General features: G+C 47.1%; 2 protein-coding genes. Both read left to right on the top strand.

The genetic code is table 11. The features are described 5' to 3' along the window. Positions 1-1,753: condensation domain-containing protein (locus tag FS818_RS28140; RefSeq protein WP_260989990.1), on the top strand; the 1,753-nt coding region annotated here is incomplete at its 5' end. Between the two features lie 86 nt (positions 1,754-1,839). Continuing rightward, the coding region (locus FS818_RS28135; protein WP_145336708.1) for an AMP-binding protein at positions 1,840-2,513 on the top strand (674 nt) is incomplete at its 3' end.

Below are 2,513 nucleotides of genomic sequence, written 5' to 3'. Positions count from 1 at the left end.
TGAGTACATGGTGCCGTCGTATCTGGTGGAAGTGGAGCAAATTCCACTGACGGCGAACGGGAAGGTGGACCGAAAGGTGCTACCGGAGCCGCAAGGGCTATTGCAGACAACCAGCGAATACGTTGCCCCACGAAGCGAGACCGAAGCGAAGCTAGCAGAGATTTGGCAGGATGTGTTAGGCCTTTCGCATCCGGTGAGCATCCAGGACGACTTTTTCCAACTGGGTGGTGATTCGATTAAAACGATACGCCTGATCGCGAAGATGGAGCAAGCGATAGGACAAAAAACGAATCTCCATCATCTGTACCAATATCCGACGATTGAGTCTTTCTTGGCGAACCTTTCCATGAGTGATTATTTGGACCTCGCGGCTACCGAAAAAGCGCTGGCAGCTGATATGGAGGAGTTGCAGGACCAAATCTTATCTGGCCCCGCGCTACAGGCGGGTGAAGTTGAAGACTTCTATCCGATGAGCGATATCGAACAAGGGATGATTTTCCATACTCTCTTGCAGTCTGAGGAAGCGGTCTATCACGATCAGTTTGTATATGGGCTTAAGGATGAGCGTTTCCAACTGGAAAGATTGAGGGAAGCATTGCGTTTTATGGTCGATAAGCATCCGATCTTAAGAACAGATTTTTATCTGGAGACAGGTACTTATCCCGTTCAAATTGTACGAAAACACGTGGAAGTCCGCATTGGGCTGGAGGATTTATCCGGACTGGAAGGGAACGAGCAAAACGATCTCGTGAAACGCTGGTTGGTGGAAGATCGCAAGCATCCATTTGATATAGGGACAGCTCCTCTTTGGCGGATGCAGGTCTTTTTACTCGGTGGGGGCCAGCTGTATATGAGCTGGATTTTCCATCATGCCATCTTGGACGGCTGGAGTGTTGCGTCATTTATGACGGAACTGCTTAACACTTACAGCATGTTAGGTGCAGGGACATTTGATCGACATGCAGAGACCTCTTTGAAGAGCACATACAAGGATTATGTGATTGAACAGTTAGCGGTTAAAGAGCGTCTGGATTTCCAAACGTTCTGGCAAGAAGAGTTGAGGGAATACAAGCGGCTGGAACTTCCAGAGGCTACACAATCAGGCTTGAAACAGAGCGATGTGTATACTCACGTCTTGGAAAACCGGTTGGTGGAAGAACTCAAATGTTTTGCGAAAAATAGCGGCACAAGCTTGCGTTCTATCTGTTTTGCAGCGTATTTGTACAGTCTGTCCATGTTTACCTACGACAATGAAGTTTTAACAGGACTCGTAGAAAACGGACGACCTGTTCGTGAGGACGGGGATAAAATACTGGGGTGTTTCTTAAATACAGTGCCGGTGAAAATGAAGATCGATCCGCAAATGACATGGTTGGAATGGATTCAGAACGTTCACGCCAAATGCATGGAGATGAAAAACTTTGGAAGATATCCATTGCGAGATATTATGCGTGCAACAGGCGAGACATCCGATGACGGCAATCCTTTTTTTGATAGCATATTCAATTTTGTTGATTTTCATATATACGAATCTTTGCAGGAAACATCAATTATCTCGAATGCTCCAAAGGGATTGAATTTTGAACGAACGAATACCAAATTGGATTTTTCTGTATCGACCGCATTTAACGGATTAGCTTTAAGAATCGTATCTATCTATCTTGAAGAGGTCGTTTCCAAGTTGCTTCAGTATTTTGAGCGAGTATTGCGAATGATTGCAGATGAGGTTTCCGACTTGCATGAAGAGGAATAGTTAACAGTTGTTTTGATAAAACAATATAAAAAAATCTAGCAATCATTTGGCGGAATACTTATACGAAATTGAAAGGAGAGTTGAAAGTGACTATAGGTAAAAAGACCTTAGGTTTGGGGAAAGCCACCCTAAGCGCCGATTTTCTAGGAAAAGAAGAGAGACGTCAGCTGCTCGAGACATTTAATGACACGAAGACCGACTATCCGAAGGACCAGACGATCTACGGGCTTTTTGAGGAACAAGCAGAACGGATGCCAGATAGGGAGGCTGTCGTATTTAAGTCTGTGCGGATGACGTATGGAGAGCTGAATGCGAAGTCGAACCAGCTGGCATACCAACTGCGCTCACGCGGCATGGCTACAGACCAGATCGTAGGGATCATGGCAGATCGCTCGGTGGAGATGGTCGTGGGGATTCTGGCAATTCTGAAAGCCGGCGGAGCGTACTTGCCAATCGATCCAGCGTACCCATCGGATCGAATTAGGTACATGCTGGAAGACAGCGGGACGGATCTACTGCTTGTATACGGCGAAGACATGGAAGTGCCACCAGCTTACGCAGGCACTGTATTGAATCTGGCGGACACATCGTTGTATACGGGAGAACCGGCAAACCTGCCAGCGATCAGCGGCGCAAGGGATCTGGCGTATGTGATCTATACCTCGGGATCGACGGGACAGCCCAAAGGGGTCATGGTTGAGCACCGCGGCATAACGAATATGATGACTGCGCTACAGCGCCAATATCCTTGCGGAGAAGA

Source organism: Paenibacillus xylanexedens (assembly GCF_007680605.1).
Lineage (GTDB): Bacteria > Bacillota > Bacilli > Paenibacillales > Paenibacillaceae > Paenibacillus > Paenibacillus xylanexedens_B.
Note: the sequence above shows the minus strand (reverse complement) of the source record. Positions and strands in the feature narration are given on the sequence as shown.